This window comes from Bifidobacterium felsineum (assembly GCF_002802915.1).
Classification (GTDB): Bacteria; Actinomycetota; Actinomycetes; order Actinomycetales; family Bifidobacteriaceae; genus Bifidobacterium; species Bifidobacterium felsineum.
The window spans coordinates 565,675-587,324 of the sequence record NZ_PEBJ01000002.1 but is presented as its reverse complement, the minus strand read 5'-3'; the positions used below and the strand labels follow the sequence as shown (position 1 = coordinate 587,324).

12 protein-coding genes, 2 tRNA genes and 1 pseudogene are annotated in these 21,650 nt (G+C 55.9%); 11 read left to right on the top strand and 4 right to left on the bottom strand.

The genetic code is table 11. The annotated features are described in order from the left end of the window. Positions 1 to 73: 73 nt before the first annotated feature. Both CSQ86_RS06175 and aroA read left to right on the top strand, forming a co-directional pair. Positions 74 to 622: a type 1 glutamine amidotransferase domain-containing protein gene (locus CSQ86_RS06175; RefSeq protein WP_100494211.1), complete on the top strand. Its 549-nt coding sequence runs from the start codon at positions 74 to 76 to the stop codon at positions 620 to 622. A gap of 102 nt (positions 623 to 724) precedes the next feature. Further along, entirely contained in the window at positions 725 to 2,059 is a 1,335-nt protein-coding gene (aroA, locus tag CSQ86_RS06170; RefSeq protein WP_100494210.1) for a 3-phosphoshikimate 1-carboxyvinyltransferase, read from the top strand. Between the two features lie 144 nt (positions 2,060 to 2,203). Here aroA and CSQ86_RS06165 read toward each other — a convergent pair whose 3' ends face one another. From CSQ86_RS06165 to CSQ86_RS06155, 3 genes are all read right to left on the bottom strand, one after another. Then, on the bottom strand, positions 2,204 to 3,433 hold the full coding sequence (locus CSQ86_RS06165; protein ID WP_100494209.1) for an acetate/propionate family kinase: 1,230 nt from the start codon (positions 3,431 to 3,433) through the stop codon (positions 2,204 to 2,206). A 227-nt stretch (positions 3,434 to 3,660) separates the two neighbouring features. Beyond that, positions 3,661 to 5,331 (bottom strand): phosphate acetyltransferase, encoded by a 1,671-nt coding sequence (pta, locus tag CSQ86_RS06160; protein ID WP_100494208.1) that lies wholly within the window; start codon positions 5,329 to 5,331, stop codon positions 3,661 to 3,663. A 197-nt stretch (positions 5,332 to 5,528) separates the two neighbouring features. After that, the gene (locus tag CSQ86_RS06155; RefSeq protein ID WP_100494207.1) at positions 5,529 to 8,006 is read right to left on the bottom strand and encodes a phosphoketolase; all 2,478 of its coding nucleotides are present in this window, start codon (positions 8,004 to 8,006) and stop codon (positions 5,529 to 5,531) included. A 457-nt stretch (positions 8,007 to 8,463) separates the two neighbouring features. Between CSQ86_RS06155 and guaA the strand changes: the two genes are divergently transcribed. Beyond that, a complete protein-coding gene (guaA, locus tag CSQ86_RS06150; protein WP_100494206.1) occupies positions 8,464 to 10,026 on the top strand; it encodes a glutamine-hydrolyzing GMP synthase in 1,563 nt (520 codons plus the stop codon). Between the two features lie 665 nt (positions 10,027 to 10,691). Here the strand turns inward: guaA and CSQ86_RS06145 are convergent. Beyond that, positions 10,692 to 12,743, bottom strand: a complete 2,052-nt coding sequence (locus tag CSQ86_RS06145; RefSeq protein WP_100494205.1) for a DUF262 domain-containing protein — start codon at positions 12,741 to 12,743, stop codon at positions 10,692 to 10,694. A 1,034-nt stretch (positions 12,744 to 13,777) separates the two neighbouring features. Here CSQ86_RS06145 and CSQ86_RS06140 point away from each other — a divergent pair. From CSQ86_RS06140 to CSQ86_RS06105, 8 genes and pseudogenes are all read left to right on the top strand, one after another. Continuing rightward, entirely contained in the window at positions 13,778 to 15,259 is a 1,482-nt protein-coding gene (locus tag CSQ86_RS06140; RefSeq protein ID WP_100494204.1) for a DUF1846 domain-containing protein, read from the top strand. 216 nt (positions 15,260 to 15,475) lie between these two features. Then, positions 15,476 to 17,324 (top strand): annotated as a pseudogene (locus CSQ86_RS10035) (acyltransferase family protein). Positions 17,325 to 17,462: 138 nt separating this feature from the next. Then, on the top strand, positions 17,463 to 18,485 hold the full coding sequence (locus CSQ86_RS06130; protein WP_100494282.1) for a ribose-phosphate diphosphokinase: 1,023 nt from the start codon (positions 17,463 to 17,465) through the stop codon (positions 18,483 to 18,485). A 159-nt stretch (positions 18,486 to 18,644) separates the two neighbouring features. Then, positions 18,645 to 18,715 (top strand) — tRNA-Gln (locus CSQ86_RS06125). 110 nt (positions 18,716 to 18,825) lie between these two features. After that, complete coding sequence (gene glmU / locus CSQ86_RS06120; protein WP_100494203.1) at positions 18,826 to 20,208, top strand: bifunctional UDP-N-acetylglucosamine diphosphorylase/glucosamine-1-phosphate N-acetyltransferase GlmU; 1,383 nt, start codon at positions 18,826 to 18,828, stop codon at positions 20,206 to 20,208. Between the two features lie 3 nt (positions 20,209 to 20,211). After that, complete coding sequence (rsfS, locus tag CSQ86_RS06115) at positions 20,212 to 20,625, top strand: ribosome silencing factor (protein WP_100494202.1); 414 nt, start codon at positions 20,212 to 20,214, stop codon at positions 20,623 to 20,625. Positions 20,626 to 20,725: 100 nt separating this feature from the next. Further along, positions 20,726 to 21,427: a histidine phosphatase family protein gene (locus CSQ86_RS06110; RefSeq protein ID WP_100494201.1), complete on the top strand. Its 702-nt coding sequence runs from the start codon at positions 20,726 to 20,728 to the stop codon at positions 21,425 to 21,427. A 143-nt stretch (positions 21,428 to 21,570) separates the two neighbouring features. Continuing rightward, positions 21,571 to 21,643: transfer RNA gene (locus tag CSQ86_RS06105), tRNA-Ala, on the top strand. Positions 21,644 to 21,650 lie beyond the last annotated feature (7 nt).

Here is a 21,650-nt window from a genome sequence, read left to right as displayed (position 1 = left end):
CTTTGCTGGCTCAACCGCCGGCATTGACGCATAATAGATTGCGGAAACAAGCCACTGCAATCAAGGAGGAACTATGGCTGTTGAGAATGCCAAGGTGCTGATCATCGTCAACAACTGGGGTATCGAGGAGACCGAACTGACCCGTCCGCTGCGTGACCTCAAGGCAGCCGGTGCCCAGGTGACGCTTGCCGCGACCACCCTCGACCCATGCGAAACCGTGCAGCATGACCGTTACGAGGGCGAGACACTGACTCCGGATGCTCGTCTTGCCGACGTGCAGGCCGCCGATTATGACCTGCTGGTGGTGCCTGGCGGTACTTGCAATGTTGACCGCATCCGCGTGAACGAAGACGCCATCACCTTGGCGCAGGAATTCGCCCATGAGGGCAAGCCGATTGCCGCGATCTGCCATGGTGCTTGGCTGCTGGTCAACGCCGATCTGATTGAAGGCAAGACCGCTTCGCCATGCCGCTACATCGCCGCTGACATCGAAAACGCAGGCGGACACTACGTCGATAAGCAGCTGACTGTTGATGATGCCAACGGCTGGAAGCTCATCACCTCCCGCAAGCCAGACGATCTGGATTACTTCGTCGGAGCCATCAAGGAAGCACTCGCCTGATTCGGCGGCATCCTTCACACGAATCATATAAGACGGCTGTGCCCGGCACCTATGCTGGACACAGCCGTTCTTCGATACCTGAGAATTGATAGATTGACTTCTATGACAGAAAACACGAATCTTTGGCCTGCACCACTCGCAACGCAACCATTGAACGCCACAGTAACCGTGCCAGGAAGCAAGTCATTGTCGAATCGCTACCTGATTCTCGCGGCTCTGGGTTCACAGCCGGTACGCTTGGTCGGTTTGTTGCGCTCGCGAGATACCGATTTGATGATGGGCGCTCTGGAGGCCCTCGGAGTACGTTGTGATGTCGATACTCACACCGAAACCACGGTAACAGTGACCCCGCCTGCCAATGGTCTCTTCCGTGGCAACGTCAACCTGTTCTGCGGCCTTGCCGGTACGGTAATGCGATTCGTGCCCGGACTTGCTCTATTCGCTGACGGTCCGGTGCATTTTGACGGCGATAAGCAAGCGTATGCCCGCCCGATGAAGCCAGTGCTTGACGGTTTGGAACAGCTCGGCGCCACAGTGGAATATCATGGTGAACTCGGCAAGCTGCCGTTTACGATTACGCCGCCGGCAACGCTGCCTTCGGATACCGCGCAGGTGAGCATTGATTCCTCAGGCTCCTCTCAGTTCATCTCTGGCCTGCTACTGATCGGCTCCCGTCTGCCTAGTGGGTTGTCACTCCAACATACGGGGGAGAAGACCCCGAGCCTGCCGCATATTCGCATGACCGTTGCCGATGTGACTGGTGCCGGAGGCACAATAAACGCTGACGAATCCGCTCGTACTTGGACGGTGGAACCACATACGTTGCAGCTGCCGGACAAAGTCACGGTGGAGCCTGATTTGTCGAACGCGGCGCCATTCCTTGGGGCCGCGTTGATTGCCGGCGGCACTGTGCGGGTACCGCATTGGCCTCAAACCACTACGCAGCCGGGTGGCTTGCTGCCGGGATATCTGGAACAGATGGGTGCTGCGGTATCCTTCCTGGTGATTGATGATGTCCGCTACTGCGAGGTTACCGGCAGCGGGACCATTCATGGTCTTGGATCTTTCGATTTGACCGCCGCCGGTGAAATCGCGCCTTCCTTGGCCGCGATTCTGGTATTTGCGGACGCGCCTACGGATATGGTTGGCATCGGTCATCTGCGTGGACATGAGACGAATCGACTTGCAGCGTTGGTGGCTGAAATTACGCGTGTAGGTGGCAAAGCGGAAGAACTGCCGGATGGTCTGCGCATCGAACCGGTGGCTGTTGAACAGCTGCATGGTGCGGATATGGAAACGTATGCCGATCACCGTATGGCCACGTTTGCGGCAATGCTGGGTTTGCGTGTTGCTGGCATCAAGGTGAAGGACGTTGCCACCACGCGTAAGACGTTGCCTGACTTCGTCGGCATGTGGAACGGCATGTTGGGGGAGTAGCCGTCTCTTATCTGGCTCTCCCCGTTGAGGACTGCCAGCATTGCTCGCCGATGCGTCCAGCCGCGAATACAGCATGCAAAAAGCCCTGATGATTCCTTTCGAATCATCAGGGCTTTGTAACTTAGCGAATCAGAGATTCATCAATCACTTGGCGAACTTGTTGCCATAAGTGTCTTCGCCGGCCTCTGCAATGGCGGCGGACTTGCGGGCGATGGCCAGCTCCTCGTTGGTCGGAATCACAGCGATGATCACGGAGGAGTCCGGAGTGGAGATGACGCGCGGTTCCTTGGAACGGGTGGCATTCTTCTCCTCGTCCAGCTTGACGCCGAACGGAGCGAGCTTGTCGCACACCATCTTGCGCACGATGTCGTCGTTCTCACCAACGCCAGCGGTGAAGGTGATCACGTCGCAGCCGCCCATCTGATAGGTGTAGTTGCCGATGTAGCTGACAATACGGTGCACGTAGACATCCAGAGCCAGCTTGGCATCCTCGTTGCCTTCAGCCACCAGACGGTGGACCTCACGCAAATCGCCGAAGCCGGTCATGCCCATCATGCCGGAACGCTTGTTGAACAGGGCATCCAGCTCGTCCACGTTCATGTGGGCGTTGCGAATCAGGTGGAAGACCACAGCCGGGTCGATATCACCGGTACGGCCGCCCATGACCAGGCCCTCGAGCGGGGTCAGACCCATGGAGGTCTCGACCGGCTTGCCGGAGATCTCAGCGGAAGCGGAAGCGCCGTTGCCGATGTGCAGGACGATCTGCTTCAGGCCCTCAGCCGGCTTGCCGATGACTTCCGGAACCACGGAGGAGATGAACTCGTGGGAGGTGCCGTGAGCACCGTAACGACGGATGTGGTACTGATCGGCGATTTCCTTGTTCAGGGCGTAGGTGCTGGCAGCCTTCGGCAGCTGGAAGAAGAAGGAGGAGTCGAAGACGAAGATCTGCGGAACGTCCGGCAGCAGAGCGCGCATGACCTCAGCGCCCTTGGCCTCCGGGCCGTTGTGCAGTGGAGCGAGCACGGCCAGATCCTTGACCTGGTTGATGGTCTTGTCGGTGACCAGGGCCGGCTTCGGGAAGAGGGAGCCGCCCTGCACCACACGGTGACCAACAGCGACGATGCCTGCATCGGACAGCTTCGGACCGTACTCCTCGAAGAAGCCGAGCACGCGCTTCAGACCCTGCTCGTGGTCGTGAATCGGCTCCTCAAGCTCATGCTTTTCACCGTTGTACTCATGCTTGTAGTGGCCGTCGATCGGTTCGCCGATCTTCTCGACCAGGCCGGAAGCCAGGCCTTCGCCGGATTCGAGATCAACCAGCTGGTACTTGATAGAGCTGGAACCGGAATTGATGACAAGGACGGTTTTCGCCATTGTGGGCATCCTCCATTGTGATATGTTTCAGTCCCGCGAATACGCGGGTTACCGAAGATTAGATTACTCGCTACTTGCTACAAAACGTGCTACTGCATGTGATTGTGGCGGACTGATGTTATGCAATATGCAGTGAGGGGTTGAGGGTTGTGATGCTGAACCGTAGGCTTGGCCGAACGGCCTTGAGTGTGTTCAGCATCACAACCCTCAACCCCTCACGTCAACACTTACTGGGCTTCGATGGCGGTCAGAGCGATGGTGTTGATGATGTCCTGCACCAAGGCGCCGCGGGACAGATCGTTGACCGGCTTGTTCAAGCCTTGCAGCACAGGGCCAATCGCCAGAGCGCCGGAGGAGCGCTGAACGGCCTTGTACGCGATGTTTCCAGCGCACAGATCCGGGAACACGAATACGTTGACATGGCCAGCAACGGCATTGCCCTTAGCCTTAGTCGCGGCAACGGTGGGGGACCAGGCTGCATCGAATTGGATGGAGCCGACCACCGGCAAATCCGGAGCCTTGTCCTTAAGCAGCTTGGTGGCTTCTTCGACGATGTCGACATCCGGGCCCTTACCGGAACCGAGCGTGGAGTAGGAAAGCATGCCGACCTTGGGGTCAAGGCCGAAAGCCTTTGCGGTTTCCGCGGACTGCAATGCGATCTCGGATAGTTGCTCGGCGTCCGGGTTCAGATTGATGGCGCAGTCGGCGAACACGGCCACATGATCCTTGAAGCACATCAGGAATGCGCCGGAAACCAGCTTCTGACCGGGCTTGGTCTTGATGACCTGCAGTGCCGGGCGTACGGTGTTGGCGGTGGAGTTCACCGAGCCGGAGACCAGGCCGTCGGCATATCCGAGCACGACGAGCATGGTGCCGAAGTAGCTGGCATCGGTCAGTTGCTTGCGGGCCTGCTCCTCCGTCATGCCCTTCTTGGCGCGAAGTTCGCACAGCTTGGCGATCATGGGCTTCAGAATGTTTTCATCATCCATGGCCTGGAAGCGGGCACGCTCAAGGTAGTTGAGGCCGAGTTCCTTACCTCGGGTCAGAATGGCATCCTTGTTGCCAACGATGATGAGGTTGACGATTTCGCGTTCGAGCAGGTAATCGGCCGCCTTGATGATACGGTCTTCTTCGCCCTCCGGCAGCACAATGGTTTTCTTGTTGCTTTTGGCTTTGCCGAGCAGCCCGAACTGGAACGCATACGGGGTAGTGGGCGGGTTGAAGTCCACATCAAGAGCTGCGAGAACCTCTTCGGTAGGTGCGTACTTGCGGAAGGTCTCCAGTGCCAGCGTTTTGTTGGATTCGTCAGTGAACGAGACTTGCGGCAGCGTCCAGACCGGCAGGCCGTACTTGGCTAACGTCTCCTTGACGGATACGGAGTGACGGGTTTCGCAGCCGGTGACGAAGATGCCGAGAACACGGTTTCCAGCAGCTTCCATACCCTCGATGGAAAGTTTGACGGTTTCATCGAGCTCGTGCGGCCAGCGATCGATGGTGCACACAGCGAGGAATACGCCTGCTTTGAGATCAGCGGCAACATTGGCGTTGAATTCGTAGCTGGTCGGGTCATTGACATGGGACTTATCCGTGCCGACGATCAGAGCGGCGTCCGCTCGGGCAACATCCATGGCGTCATTGAAAGCTCCGATGATATCGCCTCGCGCGGTTTCTTTATCAGCACGTACGGTGTGCACATCAAGTCCGGTGGAAAGCGCGACGCCAAGGCCGGCGTTGGAAGCGGACAGTAGCACCGGGGTGAAATCATCATGATTCGATACCGCTGGGCGGAATACGATGGTCTTGTACTTTGAGGTCAGTGCGTTGAGCACGCCATAGGCCACGACGTTGCGGCCATTAGCGCCTTCAGGACTGGCGATATAAACGCGGGTTACAGTCACTTTGGTCTGTCTCCTTTGATCAACATGATTGGGACCACACATCATTGTACCGGCGCTGACCTGGGTTTTCGTTGCATTGCCGCGCATGTATTCAAGGAATCCCTGCTGCGCCGAAGACAAGCAGATACGAAAAAAGGCTTGGGACGAATCCCAAGCCTTTTTCCTAAGCCGTTAGGCTAAACCACTGAGTGGTGAAATCACTCGTTGTCGCCAGCGGTTGCGGCGGTAGCGGTGACAGCACCCTTCTCGGAGGTGTTGAGGCCGGAGTACACCCAGTCGGTGTAGTCCGGGTGATCGTAGCCGTTGTCGACTGCGAACTGGAAGGCTTCCTGACGGAAGGCCTCCAGTTCGTTGATCTTGTCGGCGTACTTGTCGGCGTCGATCATGCGCAGAGCCTCAGCGGTCAGCTCGTAACGATCGATCTCGTTCACGCGAACCATGTCGTACGGGGTAGTGGTGGAGCCCTCTTCCTCGTAGCCGTGGACGTTGAAGTTGTCGTGGTTCGGGCGGTCGTAGATCAGGCCACGCACGTCGTGAGCGTAGGAGTGGTAAGCGAACAGGACCGGCTTGTCAGCGGTGAAGATGTCAGCGAACTCTTCATCGGACAGGGCCTCGTCGTTCTCCTTGGCGGACTGCAGAGCGAGCAGGTCAACCACGTTGACGACCTTGAACTTGATGCCCATGGCCTTCAGCTTGTCGGAAGCAGCCATGATCTCCTGGGTCGGGACATCGCCGGCAGCGGCAAGCACGATCTCAGCCTCGTCGTTGGTCTTGGCAGTGGAAGCCCAATCCCAAGCGGCAGCACCCTTCTCGAGCTCGGCGCGAGCCTCATCGAGGGACAGCCAGGTGGCAGCCGGCTGCTTGCCAGCGATGATGGCGTTGATCTTGTTGGTGGACTTGTAGCACTTCTCGGCGATGGCCAGCAGCATGTTCGCATCGGTGGCGAAGTAGATGCCGATGACGTGATCGTTGTGGAAGCACTTGTTCAGCAGCAGGGAGGTGACACCCGGATCCTGGTGGGAGAAGCCGTTGTGGTCCTGACGCCAAACGTGAGAGGAGACCAGCAGGTTCATGGAAGCGATCGGCTTACGCCACGGAATCTCGCGGACGGTAGCCTCAAGCCACTTGGCGTGCTGGTTCAGCATGGAGTCGATCACGTGGACGAAGGACTCGTAGGAGCTCCAGATGCCGTGACGACCGGTCAGCAGGTAGCCCTCGAGGAAGCCTTCCATCTGGTGCTCGGACAGCTGCTCGACAACCTGGCCGGAGACGTGCATGTGCTCGTCGACCTCATCGGAGATGTAGCCAGCGTCCCACTGCTTGTTGGTGACTTCGTAGGAAGCCTGCAGACGGTTGGAAGCAGTCTCATCCGGTCCGAAGATACGGAAGTCGTGCATGTTGTTCTTGATGATGTCGCGGGTGTAGACACCGAGACGACGGGTAGCCTCGAGCTGGCCCCAGCCGTGGCCGTACTTCTCGACTTCCTTGACGGCGTAGTCTTCGAGGTTCGGCAGCTTCAGGTCGTCGCGGATCAGACCACCGTTGGCGTTCGGGTTAGCACCGATGCGCAGCTCGCCCTTCGGCATGAAGGCGGTCACATCGGACTTGACGGCGCCGTTCTCGTCGAACAGCTCTTCCGGCTTGTAGGACTCCAGCCAGTTCTTCAGAACTTCGAAGTGGGCCTCGGTATCGCGGGCGGAAGCCAGCGGCACCTGGTGGGAACGCCAGGAGCCCTCGGTCTTCTTGCCGTCGATGTACTTCGGGCAGGTCCAGCCCTTCGGGGTGCGGAAGATCAGCATCGGGTAGAACGGACGATGCACGTTGTCGGTCTGGGCGGTTGCCTTGATGTCGCAGATCTCGTCCCAGATGGTCTCCCACAGCTCGGCGAAGCGACGGTGGATGGACATGTGGTCCTCATCGTCGAAGCCAGCGACGAACTCGTACGGCTCGTAGCCCATGCCGTGGAAGAACTCGTGCAGCTCTTCGTCGGAAATGCGGGACAGGATGGTCGGGTTGGCGATCTTGTAGCCGTTGAGGTGCAGGATCGGCAGCACGATACCATCGGTGCGCGGGTTCACGAGCTTGTTGGACTGCCAGCCGGTAGCCAGCGGGCCGGTCTCAGCTTCGCCGTCGCCGACGATGGCCGGGACGAACAGGCTCGGGTTGTCCATGATGGCGCCGTAAGCGTGGGACAGAGCGTAGCCCAGCTCACCACCTTCGTGGATGGAGCCCGGGGTCTCCGGAGCGAAGTGGGACGGAATGCCGCCCGGGTAGGAGAACTGACGGAAGAACTTCTGCAGACCAGCCTCATCCTTGGTGATCTTCGGGAAGGTCTCGGTGTAGGTGCCGTCCAGGTAGGACTGGGAGGTACCAGCCGGGCCGCCGTGGCCCGGGCCCATGATGATCACGGTGTTCTGGCCGTGGTCAGCGATGAAGCGGTTGATGTGGCCGATGAGGAAGTTCAGGCCAGGGGTGGTGCCCCAGTGGCCGACCAGACGGTGCTTCACGTCTTCGCGAGTGAAGGGCTCCTTCATCAGCGGGTTGGAACGCAGATAAATCTGGCCGATGGAAAGGTAGTTGGCAGCGCGCCAGTACTTGTCAACACCTTCGAGGGCTTCCTCGGAAACCGGAGCGTTGAGCTTCTTCCAAGGGGTGCCAATAACAGGACTCGTCATGTGTACTCCTGTACTCCTGCACGGTAATCGTGCGATTGATTATTTCTGTTCGGTCGCGGACCTTAGTTCCTTGCGGTACCAAGGTTTTCCGTTCCCAATCAATCGTCATGGTACGAGGACAACACGACTTTTGAACGATTTCTTGCGGGTGTGTTCGAAATTGTTGCGGAAATTTCAGTATTTGTGCGTTTAAGCCTTAACTTTGTCAACATTTAATTTGAGGCAGTATGCACAGAAAATGGCGGAATAAAGCCGAAAATAGCGCATTTGTGTTCGATTTTACGTTCGATTTGCTGGGGTTGGAACCGGCGTGTTGGCTTTGTGAAGGCCTGTGACTTGTTCGGTTTTCGCACAGAAATATGCCGGTATTCATGCGTGTCGGGGTTGTCGTATTGACCGGTGATAATCGTGCATGTTCAACCCACGTAAAGTCTCAATGAACGTTAGGGGAATATCAATGGCAAATGGTCCTGTGCTCGTCGTCGATTTCGGCGCCCAGTACGCCCAGCTAATCGCTCGCCGCGTCCGCGAGGCCGGTGTCTACTCTGAACTTGTGCCGCATTCCATGCCGGCCGACGAGATTCTGGCCAAGGATCCTAAGGCAATCATTCTGTCCGGTGGCCCGGCCTCTGTATTCGAACCCGGCGCTCCCACAATAGATACTAAGGTCTTCAATGCTGGCGTACCGGTGCTCGGCATCTGCTATGGCTTCCAGGTCATGGCCTATGAGCTTGGCGGCAAGGTGGACAAGGCCGCTCTTGGTGAGTACGGCAAGACCAGCGCCACCATTGATAGCGCGGCAGGCATCCTCGCTGATTCCCCGGCTGAGCAGACCACATGGATGAGCCACGGTGTGGCCGTTGAGCAGGCGCCGGAAGGCTTCGATGTACTTGCCCATACCGAAGGTGCGCCGGTTGCGGCCATGGCCGATGAATCCCGCAAACTGTATGGTGTGCAATGGCACCCGGAAGTCAAGCACTCTCCGCTGGGCCAGAAGCTCATCGAGAACTTCCTGCATCGTTGCGCGGGATTGCCTAACGACTGGGATGCATCCTCCATCATCGAAGATCAGGTCAAGAAGATTCGCGAAAAGGTCGGCGACGCCGAAGTGATCTGCGGTCTGTCTGGTGGTGTGGACTCTGCTGTCGCCGCGGCTTTGGTACACAAGGCCATCGGTGACCAGCTCACCTGCGTATTCGTCGATCACGGCCTGCTTCGCAAGGGCGAGGTCGAGCAGGTCAAGCATGACTTCGTTGAAGCCACCGGTATTCGTCTAATCACCGTCGATGCCGCTGATGACTTCCTCACCGCTCTGAAGGGCGTCAGCGAGCCTGAGCGCAAGCGCAAGATCATCGGCGAAAAGTTCATTCGCACTTTCGAAAAAGCTCAGCAGCAGGTCCTGGAAGAGGCCGGTGCCCGAGGCAAGGAAGTCAAGTTCCTCGTGCAGGGCACCCTGTACCCGGACGTCGTGGAATCCGGCGGTGGCGATGGCGCTGCGAACATCAAGTCCCACCACAATGTCGGCGGCCTTCCGAAGGACATCAAGTTCCAACTCATCGAACCGCTGCGCACCCTCTTCAAGGATGAGGTGCGCGCCATCGGTACCGAACTCGGTCTGCCCGATGAGATCGTCTGGCGCCAGCCGTTCCCGGGCCCCGGCCTCGGCATCCGCATCATCGGCGAGATCACCAAGGAGCGTCTCGACCTGCTGCGTGAAGCCGACGCCATCGCCCGCGAAGAGCTCACCAAGGCCGGTCTCGACCGTGATATCTGGCAGTGCCCGGTTGTACTCCTTGCCGATGTCCACTCCGTTGGCGTCCAGGGTGACGAACGCACCTACGGTTCCCCGATCGTGCTGCGCCCCGTTTCCTCCGAGGATGCCATGACCGCCGATTGGGCCCGTGTCCCTTACGACGTGCTCGCCACCATCTCCACGCGCATCACCAACGAATGCCGTCAGATCAACCGCGTGGTCCTCGACTGCACTTCCAAGCCACCGGCAACCATCGAATGGGAGTAAATTGAAATGACGGAGCGCCTTCTGCGTTACAGCAGGCTCGACGTACCTTCGTACGCCTTCGCCTGCTGCGCCTTGAAGTCGCACACGTCATTTCAATTTATTGTGAAATGAAATGCTCTGATGGAGCGTTAGCTGATGCCGTTATTCGCAGATGAAATACTTCTGCGGATAACGGCATCATCGTTATATGAAGGTTTGTATGGTTTTCGCTGCAAGGAGAGGAAATCGGGAAGCTTAAGTAGAGTTCCGGATCTCTTGGCATGGCGGAAGCCTCTAATTTGTTCACAACTTCGTGAAACCAACCTTTTCTATGAGTCGTACCAAATTGGATACCTTGGCTAATAAGTATCCATTGCCTAGAAATGGCTTTATTTCAATGTTTTATAGCAATGCGCCATGTTTCCGATATATTGGTAAAACGTTTAACTTAAGAGTTGTGACAAATTGGCGTGGCATAACCCGATAAAAACACCCGTTGGAGTAAATAGTGCCACACATGAACTTATGGATTGCATAAGCATTGATAAAAGTGCGTATTGTTCTAGGGGTTGCTGCTTTTGATTGGAGAATACCTATGACGATGCCGACATGGGGGTAAGACGATGTTGTCTCCTCATCAGAACCATGTAGAGATTTTCTATTGAGGATAGGATTTTAGAAACCCCTTAATCGTATAGTTCAAACGACAGGTCAGATGGCTCTACTCCGTTGATTTTATCGATGATTCTGCTTAGTGTTTCGAGTTTGGTGGCTGTCGCAGATCCGGGGTTGAACCAGATGCCTGGGACTACTTCAAATCCGTATTCAAGCGGTGAATCGGAGAAGTACCGGGATGGGAACTTGTCTGAGAACGCTACCGAGCGGAAACCCGCAAAGTCAATTTCGACTAGGCTTGATAGAACGCCTTTCATCATGTCAACCCAGTTTTTGACGGTATGGCGTGCTCCTTGGAAGGTATATGCAGCGATTTTTCTGTTCGTGAAGTCGAAGTCGTCGTCAAGTCCGTGGCTTTCGTGCTCTTCGACTGCGGGCTTGTAGGACGTGTCGAGTGAAGGCCAGAGCTCAAGAAAACGGCGCCAGAGTCGTTCGTTTCGTTCAGCTATTTGTGTTTCATCCCATTCGGCGCATTCCGCGACGAATCTGTTGAGTTTGAGACCGCTGTCTTTGAACCCGTGTTTGCAATCACGTTTGAATGTGAATTCGCTGTTTGAATATTGCGAATTGTAGCCGGTCAGCGTCAGATTACCCATCCGGTTAAGCCACCGATTATGAATTTCGTCTGCATTGTCGCCGAGAGATTGTTTCCACTGACGAGACAGCGACTGTGGCATGATGTGTTCGACCGATAGCGTCCCGTTTTCCATCATGTCCACAATGTTCACGCGTTCGACGTTATCGCCGTTCTCCAAACGGTCATACAGATAGAAACGCATGCGCCTAATCTTGTACAGGTTTCGTTCGTCATAGGCGCGCCGGAATTCGTCGTCGCGGGGGAACCTGCCACTATCTTCCCTTCGGAGCAGTGCATAGGTGAGTGAATCGCAATACGAAGCACCCTCGTTTACACCACGCAGTACCTCATGATGAAGGCCGGCGAATATTTTGTTCAGTGCGTTTGTTGCGACATTGCATAGCCATCGACGGAATAGATAATCCTCGATGATGTCCAGAACGTTCACCAGCTCGTCATCGGAGATGTTTCCATCATCGGAGTATTCGAGCAATGACAGAAGAAACGGGTTGATGACGCTCATTTCGAGTAGTCGGAGATGTTTCAGCGCATCGTCGATGCGTGTGCCTCCGGGCGTGACTCCGGTTATACGAGCATAGTAGCGAGAGAACCGGAGCAGGTCGTTCATCAAGGAGCGGTGTTCGATTCCCCTGGAAAACTGCTGGAAGGCGGGGTAGACGCGGCTGATGACAGGTGTTCTGCGGGTTTTCATGGTGAGATAGTCTCGGATGAATCCGCTTACGTCGTAATTGGTGTTACGCTCCATGACGTTCCAGAACTGTTCGTAGCATTCTTCCTGCTCGTCCAGTGGGAGATTCATGAGCATGTAGTTGCGGATCTTGTCGCCTTCGTTCAGACCCAATCCGGTTGAGTTGAGACTTTCAAAGATGAGTTGCGCATCGTCGCCGGATTCGAGCTTGATGTCGATGACCTCGAGTTTTTCTATTGCCTGCTCGATGGAATATGCGTCAAGCCCGCTTTTGGTGATTCGATCCAGGAAATATCGGTAATTCGACGTGACATTCGAGCTCTCGTCAAGCTCGCCATTGCCGGTACTTGCGACGTCGATGACTTTGATGAGGGCGTTCTGATCGCCTTTTACCAACTTGAGCTTGAGTTTGCTGTCGTCGTTCCTAAAACGATCAACGAGATACTCATCTTTTATGAAAAGTTCGAGATTGGCGTCTCCGCCGTCATCGACGGCACCGCATCGAAGCTGTGTCAGCAACGCCGCCAACAGCAGGTACACCGTGGTAATACGTTGCTGACCGTCGATGAGAATTCGGCGGGCTTGGGAATCCGCTTGAGACACGATACTGCCGAAGAAATGGGACTCGCGATGCTGACGCGCCACATCTTCGAGATCGTCAAATAGTCGTTCGCATTGCTCGCGATTCCAGTCGTAATTACGTTGATATACGGGAATGATGAAACGCGTTTGTGCGCCCTGAAGCATTCGGGTGAGTTGGCTCTGTTCTCCACGCATGTTGAAGCGCTCCTTCACATCTGCATCTGCGCGATGGCCGAGTTAATCTATGCATAACCACTCAAGTAGTAGATAACTCTATGACCTTTGATTCAGTATAGGTTCGGCATCGTCTGTTTCTGATTTCTCGTAATACGTGGGGCAAAAGTGGGATGTCTCGGAAAGTGTGTGATTAGTTTTGATTGCCAGCTGTGCGATGTGCGAGGAAAGAAGACGGTGCTGAACATATCGAGATGGGTCTGTGTGCAGCATGGCCGACTGGCTGCATTGGAGATGCGGTGCCCCGTCAACGGCGGGATGGGACCTAGGCCGGACCTGCCATTCCGCCTTCGTTGAGAGGTTCCTGTGCTGACACTAGGACGGCGATTTGGGAATAATAATTATCTCCGGGTTATTTTGATGCGATGGACCAAAATTCTGGTCACACGACTTCACTAAGTATTGCTATAGATATCTGAGCGATGGCGGGGAGATAGACCTGGTCATTTGCCTTCCCTGGGAATTATCAGTAAAGCTGTTTGGGCATGCCGTGGTTTGTGACTTCGGTGGAAACTTCTCATCGAGGTTAACGAGCCAAAAGCCGGCCTGTCGACTTTGATGGCCGCCTGTAGTGAAGTCAACAGGGCAACAATCGGAATTCTGCCTTTGCGGAAGTGTGTTCGAGGGGTTTGCCTGATTGGAGATAACTGATTAGGCATATAGGGGTTGCGTAGATTTTGCGATGCGGTGAAGTCGCTGATTGATTTGTATGCGACTATTCAAAAACGCAGTTTTTCATAAGTTGCGACAAACAGTACGCAGTGCTTAATAAGTATCAGAATTCAATAAATGGCTTAATTCCAACGTTTTGATGTGGTGAGTTATAATCTAGTAAAACGTTTAACTCAGTGATTGTGACAATGTGTCGTGCCGCAACATTGCAAAATCGTTGCTTTTTGATGAGATGTGGCATCTCAATGCATATGAAAAATGATCCTATTTTTTCCGGTATAATTTTTCCGTTTATGACGATGTTCGGAAAGGGATACCGCCTTATGCGTCAGGGCTTCGACAACCAGAAGTACATTGAGCTGCAGTCCGATAATATTCGCAAGCGCATCGCCCAATTTGGCGGCAAGCTGTATTTGGAATTCGGTGGCAAGCTGTTCGATGATTACCACGCGTCACGCGTACTGCCAGGCTTCGAACCGGACGTGAAATTCCAAATGCTAAAAAGCATGGCAAACGATGTGGAGATTGTCATCGCCATCAATGCCAACCACATCGAAAAAGCCAAGATGCGCGGCGACCTCGGCATTCCATATGACGAGGACGTGCTGCGCCTCATTGACGTGTTCCGTTCCCATGGACTCTATGTGGGCTCGGTGGTGATCACTCAATACGCCGGCCAGCCGGCAGCCGATGCTTATCGTCATCGTCTTGCTCAGCTCGGGGTCACGTGTTACCTGCATTATCCAATCGCCGGATATCCGCATGATATTGAACACATCGTTTCTGAAGAAGGCTACGGCAAGAACGATTACGTGGAAACCAGCAGACCGCTCGTTGTGGTCACCGCTCCTGGTCCAGGTTCCGGCAAGCTCGCCACATGCCTTTCCCAGCTGTACCACGAGCATCAGCGCGGCATTGATGCCGGATATGCGAAATTCGAAACGTTCCCGATTTGGAATCTGCCGCTCAACCATCCGGTGAACATTGCCTATGAGGCCGCCACCGCGGATCTTGACGATGCGAACATCATCGATTCGTTCCATCTTGAAGCGTATGGCAAAACCACGGTCAACTATAACCGGGATGTTGAAGCCTTCCCGGTACTCAAGGCCATGATGGAGCGCATCATGGGTCAGAGTCCATATCAGAGCCCTACGGATATGGGCGTCAACATGGCCGGCTATGCCATTGTGGATGATGACGCCTGCAAGGATGCCGCACGTTTGGAAATCGTACGTCGATACTTTGCCGCGACCGAACGCGTAAAACGCACGGGCATCGGCGAGGAGCAGGTGGAGCGACTGCGCTCGATTATGAATAAGGCTTCGGTGACGCCTGATTTGTCACCGGCTCGGGCTGCGGCGCTTGATAAGGAGGCTGTCACAGGAGCGCCAGCCGGTGCCATGGTGTTGCCGGACGGCCGCGTTATCACTGGGAAAACCGGCGACCTACTCGGTGCCGCCAGCGCGTTGCTCATGCACGCGTTGAAGGCTGTCACTGGAGTGGACGATGCCGAACAGGTCATCGATGACGCCGCCATCGAACCGATTTGCCGGCTCAAAACCGAACATCTCAATAGCGCTAACCGACGTCTGCATTCCGATGAAACCCTGATCGCGTTATCCATCACCAGCGCCACGAGCCCAGTGGCTGCTCGCGTGATTGCCGGCCTCGAACAATTGAGAGGCTGCGATGCATTCTTCTCCGTGATCATCTCCTCGACGGATGAAGCCCTCTACCGCAAGCTCGGCATCAATGTATGTTGCGAGCCCAAGTATGAGCGGGTGAGCTTGTACCACAAATAACATCACACGCATAACATCAACAGACCATGCAAGATTCGGTTTGTCCCGTTTTTGCATGGCCTGTGGCGTCTGCGCGGATTGATATAAAAAACCGTTGAGAAGAAACGGTATTGGTTTGAAAAGCGAGAGACAACAGTGGCGGCAGCAGTGCGTGGACGTTATGTTGGATTAGATGGCATTAAGGGTTTGGCGATCATTGCCATTCTGCTGTACCACATGCAGGAGCAGATGCTGCCAGGCGGATTTTATGGCGTAGACGTGTTCTTTACGGTTTCCGGTTTCCTCATTGGCGTCAGTTTGCTGCGTTCCCTTATGAACAGTGGTTCACTTCGCCTTGAACGGTATATCCCGAAACGTGCTGTGCGCTTGTATCCGGCGTTATTCCTGCTCCTTCCCGTTATCGTGTCCGTGGGATGGCTGTGCGACCGTGATTTGTTGGTATCCATACGCGATCAGATAATAACCGTGCTGCTGGGATGCTACAACTGGTATGCGATTGCAAGTGGGCAAAGCTATTTTGATCAGATGAATCCGCAAACGTTCCGGCATTTGTGGTTCATCAGCGTGCTCATGCAATTCTACGTGGTGGCACCTTGCGTCGTCTGGCTGATGTGGAAGATTCGGCGCAGTCATCTTTCCGCATTGATTCCGTTGGCGTTGGCCGTCGGCAGTGGATATGCCATGTGGATGCTTTATCGCCCCGGTGGCGACCCCACGCGTTTATTTTGGTGCCGATACGCATGCCGTGGGTCTCATGCTTGGGCTGGCTCTTGCATGGTGGGTCACCTCTTCCGACCATAATCGGCCGCAACCTCAACGTTTAGCGCGAAGAGCGACGTCTGTGAATGAATCCGGGACCACAGCGCCAACGCCGTCCATAAGCGCCTCCAATGATGCTCATGGACGACCGAATACAATGTACGTGCCAGAACCGTTGCACATGCTCATCTGGCGTGCTGTGGCGCCACTGTTCGCCTTCATAAGCCTCATTGCGTTAGTATCCATGACCATAATCGGCAAACAGGATGATTTCGCTTTTCATGGCGGCATTATCATTTCCAGCGTGCTCGCTCTGCTGCTCATAGCTGGCACCATCTGCCAGGATTCATGGATGCAGGACTTGATGGTGTTCCGTCCTCTCGCAGGTCTCGGCAAATACTCATACGGTATTTATCTATGGCATTGGCCGTTGTGGCTGGCTTGCAAATCAATCGCTCCGAAACTTTTCCCGGTGCCGGGACCATGGCCACTGGTTATGACTGCCGTACTCACCGCTGCAGCAGCGACACTCTCGTGGATTCTGGTGGAAAAGCCTGCTGCTTCCAACTCGGCTTTATTCGTCATTCTGCCGTTGCGCAAGCCGTCGTGGGCGCACATTGTGCGGTCGATTGTTGTGGATGTACTACTGGTGGCCTCTTTATTCGGCGCAGTTCAAGGCGTGGTCAATGCCCCGGCAAAGACAGCGATGCAGGTGCAGCTTGAGGAACAGGCTCGACAGCTGGAAGAAATGCAACAGAAGGAACATGCTCTGATTCGCCGTGATGTTCCTAAGCCTCCACGCCCGCATTTCGCCATGCCGACAGGAGATGAAATAACCGCTATCGGAGATTCGGTCATGCTCGCCTCTTCCCAAGGCCTGTCGAGCGTGTTCCCTGGTATACAGACCGATGCCGAAGTCTCGCGTTCCATCATGGTGGCTTCCGGTATGATTCAGAACGACCTATCTGCTGGCACGCTGCGCCAGTGGGTGTTGGTGGGGCTGGCCACCAACTCCGAAATCACCACCGGTCAACTGGATCAGATCCATGACATGATTGGCCCTGATCGTGTGATGGTGTTGGTCAATGCTCATGGAGACCGGGCTTGGATTCCATCCACCAACCAGGTTCTTGCGGATTATGCCGCCGCGCATCCGGATAACGTGGTGTTGGTGGACTGGAATGCCGCTGCCACAGCCAATCCACAAATACTGGGTTCTGACGGGATTCATCCTGAGCTTGACAGCGATTTGTACGCGCAGACGGTGAAGAAAGCCCTCGCCGCGTGGATCAAAGACGGTCACTGAGTTGGGGTGGCCGTCTAACGGTCTGAACAGCGTGCTGCATGCAGGGTTGGTAAACACAAGGCGACGCCGATGTGTACCGCAGTCGCCAAGAGCGGCTATGCTTGGAATTTGCATCAGCGAGACCACACGTTGGGAGTAATGGTGAGCGCAATCCTTGAAGGAAAGCCTGATAAGAACCTGATTCTCGTTACGGGAAGAATTCATCCGAAATTGGCCGAAGATGTTGCACAACAACTCGGCATCGATTTGCTGGAAACCACGGCGTATGACTTCGCCAATGGTGAGATGTATGTGCGCTACACGGAGTCGGTTCGTGGCGCTGACGTCTTCGTTCTGCAAAGCCACTACCAGCCGATTAACAAGGCGATCATGGAACAGCTCATCATGATTGATGCGCTCAAGCGTGCTTCCGCCCGCTCCATCACCGCAGTATGCCCGCTGGTTGGCTATTCTCGTCAGGATAAGAAGCATCGCGGCCGTGAGCCCATTTCCTGCCGACTGATCTTCGATCTGCTGAAAACCGCAGGCGCGGACCGCATCATGTCGGTTGACCTGCATGCGGCGCAGTCTCAGGGCTTCTTCGACGGTCCGGTGGATCACTTGATCGCCATGCCGGTTCTGGTGGACTACATTCGTGACCGTTTTCAGGGGCACCTTGACAATGTTGCCGTGGTTTCCCCGGATGCCGGCCGTATTCGTGTGGCTGAGCAGTGGGCGCAGCGCCTCGGCGGTGGCCCCTTGGCATTCGTGCACAAGACCCGCGACATCACGCGCCCGAACCAGGCCGTGGCCAACCGTGTGGTGGGTGACGTGCAGGGCAAGGATTGCGTGCTGGTCGATGATTTGATCGATACCGCGGGCACGATCGCCGGTGCATGCCACGTGCTGCAGGACGCCGGCGCCAAGTCGGTGACCGTGGTGGCCACGCATGGCGTGCTGTCCGGCCCGGCCGTGGAGCGTTTGAAGAACTGCGGCGCACGCGAAGTGGTGCTGACCGACACGGTGCCGATTCCGGAAGAGAAGCGTTGGGATGGTTTGACGGTTCTTTCCATTGCGCCGTTGCTCGCCAGCGCCATTCGTGCCGTGTTCGAGGATGGATCGGTCGCCGAACTGTTCGATACGTATCCGGAGCATCACGGACAGGGCTTCCTGTTCGCCTGACATGCCGGTCATCGGTGTCGAATGAACGTCTGCGAAGTCGCCGTGTACAACGCATGACAACATACAATCGTGCGATATGCGTGGCACGACATGACGGCGCTATTCGACAAATGCCGAACATGTGGTATAAATGAACACTTGTGGGTGAAAACCCACGATTCCCCCATGGTGTAATGGCAGCACACGGGTCTTTGGAACCCTTTGTCTTGGTTCGAGTCCAGGTGGGGGAGCGGCTGACGGCCACTCGACATTCGAGTGGCCGTTATTTGTTTTTCCGTCTATTGTTTTAGATTGTTTGCAATAGCACAAGTTATTCCAGATCGAAGGGAATACGTCACTTATGGCATTATCTGCAGCCATTATCCTCGCCGCCGGCGAGGGCACCCGTATGCGTTCCAACAAGCCGAAGGTGTTGCACACCTTTGCCGGCAAGACTTTCTTGAACAGGGTGATGGACTCCGTCGCCGCCCTGAACCCGGACACACTTGCCGTGGTCGTGCACTTCCAGGCCGAGCGTGTGGCCGCGGCGGCTCGTTCGTATGATGAGAATGTGACCATCGTGAATCAGGATGATATTCCTGGTACCGGTCGTGCCGTGCAATGCGCGATGGCTCAGCTCGCCGAAGCCGGTGAGCTGAACGGCCCGGTGCTGATCGCCGCATCTGACATGCCGCTTCTGGATAGTGAAACGCTTCGGCAGCTCGTGGAATTCCATAACGCCTCCGGTGATGGCGCCACCGTACTCACGACGATTCTTGACGATCCGACCGGTTACGGTCGTATCATTCGTGATCGCGAAGGCAACGTGCTGCGCATCGTCGAGCAGAAGGATGCCAACCGCAGTGAACTCGCAGTGCAGGAAGTGAACACTTCCGTTTACGTATTCGAGGCTTCCGTTCTCGCTGAGGCTATTGCCGGCCTGAAGTCCAACAACGCCCAGGGCGAGTTCTATCTGACCGATGCTCTGGAAACCGCAAAGTCCGCGGGCAAGGTCGGCGCATTCGCCGCTCCCGATCCGCTGACTGTGGAAGGTGTGAACGACCGTGTGCAGCTTGCGGCGCTGTCCAAGACCTACAACCGTCGTGTCTGCGAGCGTTGGATGCGCGAAGGCGTGACCATCCTCGATCCGGAGACCACGTGGATTGAGGATGATGTTGAAATCGGCCGTGACGCCACGATTCTTCCGGGCTCCTTCCTGCAGGGGCATACGGTCATCGGTGAGGATGCGATCGTGGGCCCATACACAACACTGATTGACGCCACTGTCGATGCCGAAGCCGTAGTCGAACGTTCCCGTGTTCAGGAATCCCATATCGGTGCGCGTACGAACATTGGCCCATGGACCTATCTGCGCCCGGGCAATGAGTTCGGCGAGGACGCTAAGGCCGGCGCATTCGTGGAAATGAAGAAGGCACATATCGGCAACGGCACGAAGGTGCCTCACTTGAGCTATGTGGGTGATGCCCAGCTTGGCGACCACACCAACATCGGCGGCGGCACGATTACCGCCAACTATGATGGCGTGCACAAGAACCGTACCGTCATCGGTTCCGGATGCCATGTGGGTGCCGGTAACCTGTTCGTGGCCCCGGTGCAGGTTGGCGACAATGTCACCACCGGTGCAGGCTCCGTGGTTCGCCATGCCGTGCCGGATGACACGATGGTCTACTCCGAGAACACACAGCATAATGTCGAGGGCTGGAAGCCCGCCTGGGAGCGCTGATCGATGCCGGCGCTCCAGGATTCCATCAACGCTGTCCGTGTGGCGGCCGCTGCCGCCGACCGTATCAAGGCCACCGATATCGTGGCGTTCGATGTTGCCGATCTGCTCGGCATCACCGACATCATGATGATTGCGGGTGCCTCGAACGAGCGTCAGGTGCTCGCCGTTGCCGAGGAGATCGAAAAGGACCTGTACTTCAAATGCGATGGGCGTCAGGCTCGCTCGCGCGAAGGCCTGACCGAAGGGCAATGGGTGCTGCTCGATTATGGCGATTTCGTCATCCATGTGATGCACGACGAGGCTCGTGAGTTCTATGGTCTGGAACGACTGTGGAAAGATTGTGAATCGATTGATCTGCAACTTGAGCACCCTGAAACGGCGGCACACGACGATGCTGCCGATGATTTGGCCGAATAAGCAATAAATGGCGCGGTGGCGGTGAACATTCACCCCACCGCGTTTGCATACATGCGTGGCTGCATATGCAGCCACGTTCGAACGTAAGGATGTATTCCCCATGACAACTCAACACGTCCGTTCCATCTTCCTCGTGCGCCACGGGCGCACGTCCTACAACGCGGCGCACAAGCTTCAGGGTCAAGTGGATATCCCATTGGATGCAGTGGGGCAGTGGCAGGTCAGGCAAACCGCCGCGGCACTCAAGGACCTCTATGTGGATCGCAGGCCGGAAACGGATCATCGCATCATCGTATGTTCCGATCTGATGCGTGCTCATGCCACCGCGCAGGCTTTTGCCGACGAATTGGGCGGCGCGACCGTCCATGATGATGTGCGCGTGCGTGAACGCAGCTTCGGCGACTGGGATGGACATGCGGTCAGTGAACTTGCCGAACGCTATCCCGAGGATTTCCGCTCATGGATGGAGCATCGAGGCGGCGAAATGAAATATCATGCCGAAGCCAAGGAGCATGTAGGTAAGCGCGGTGTAGAGGCCTTGCAGGATTGGTCGACCCGCGCCGGCATGGACACCGATCTGTTCGTGTTCTCCCATGGGGCATGGATCTCTCAGACCCTCCAGACCTTACTGGGGCTGAGCCAGATCGATCCCACATTCGCCTCGCTGCTGTCGATGCGCAATGCGCATTGGGTGCGTCTTGTCCCGATGGATATTGAGGGGCAGCCAACGCGCTGGCGTCTGCTCGATTACAACCATGGCCCGGCCATAGCGGACACGGATGAATGGGAAAAAGAACGCTGAAATCGTTGGAAACAGTAGGAAAACTATCCGGCGTGCGGCATGCCAAACTACATGAATGTCATTTGGCGACACGCCGATTTGCCGGATAGTTCATTCTGTCGTAATGTATACGAGGTCCGAACGACGGGTCAACAACTGAAAACGGGGCTATAGCGCAGCTGGTAGCGCATCTCCATGGCATGGAGAGGGTCGGGGGTTCGAATCCCCCTAGCTCCACGAAGAG

Coding starts and splice junctions, on each gene's coding strand:
- CSQ86_RS06175 (WP_100494211.1), top strand. CDS start 74: ATGGCTGTTGAGAATGCCAAGGTGCTGATCATCGTCAACAACTGGGGT.
- aroA (WP_100494210.1), top strand. CDS start 725: ATGACAGAAAACACGAATCTTTGGCCTGCACCACTCGCAACGCAACCA.
- CSQ86_RS06165 (WP_100494209.1), bottom strand. CDS start 3,433: ATGGCGAAAACCGTCCTTGTCATCAATTCCGGTTCCAGCTCTATCAAG.
- CSQ86_RS06155 (WP_100494207.1), bottom strand. CDS start 8,006: ATGACGAGTCCTGTTATTGGCACCCCTTGGAAGAAGCTCAACGCTCCG.
- guaA (WP_100494206.1), top strand. CDS start 8,464: ATGGCAAATGGTCCTGTGCTCGTCGTCGATTTCGGCGCCCAGTACGCC.
- CSQ86_RS06145 (WP_100494205.1), bottom strand. CDS start 12,743: ATGCGTGGAGAACAGAGCCAACTCACCCGAATGCTTCAGGGCGCACAA.
- CSQ86_RS06140 (WP_100494204.1), top strand. CDS start 13,778: ATGCGTCAGGGCTTCGACAACCAGAAGTACATTGAGCTGCAGTCCGAT.
- CSQ86_RS06130 (WP_100494282.1), top strand. CDS start 17,463: ATGGTGAGCGCAATCCTTGAAGGAAAGCCTGATAAGAACCTGATTCTC.
- glmU (WP_100494203.1), top strand. CDS start 18,826: ATGGCATTATCTGCAGCCATTATCCTCGCCGCCGGCGAGGGCACCCGT.
- rsfS (WP_100494202.1), top strand. CDS start 20,212: ATGCCGGCGCTCCAGGATTCCATCAACGCTGTCCGTGTGGCGGCCGCT.
- CSQ86_RS06110 (WP_100494201.1), top strand. CDS start 20,726: ATGACAACTCAACACGTCCGTTCCATCTTCCTCGTGCGCCACGGGCGC.